A 260-nucleotide genomic window follows, 5' to 3' on the forward strand; every position below is an offset into this window, starting at 1 on the left:
CGCCTCGGCCAGGCGAGCCTGCGTCTCGCGCGCGAGCTCCAGGAGCTGGTCCAGCCGGTCGTCGGCGTCCCAGCCGAGCGCCCAGTCCTCGACGCCGGGCAGCACCGGCTGCTCGATCTCCTCCGGCCCGTGCTTGATCAGGCCCTCGCGGGTCACGGCGCGCTCGTGCAGGTCCAGCCCGGCGGGCTCGTCCACGCACAGGTAGTCGTACAGCTCGGAGAGGCGGCGGTGCAGCCAGCCCGACATCGGGCCGTCCTTGA

1 protein-coding gene is annotated in these 260 nt (G+C 73.8%); it reads right to left on the reverse strand.

Going from position 1 to position 260, the window contains the following annotated elements:
• Positions 1-246: hypothetical protein (locus PROKR_RS33670; RefSeq protein WP_169736309.1), on the reverse strand; the 246-nt coding region annotated here is incomplete at its 3' end.
• Positions 247-260 lie beyond the last annotated feature (14 nt).

It is taken from the genome of Promicromonospora kroppenstedtii DSM 19349, assembly GCF_000515355.1.
GTDB lineage: Bacteria > Actinomycetota > Actinomycetes > Actinomycetales > Cellulomonadaceae > Promicromonospora > Promicromonospora kroppenstedtii.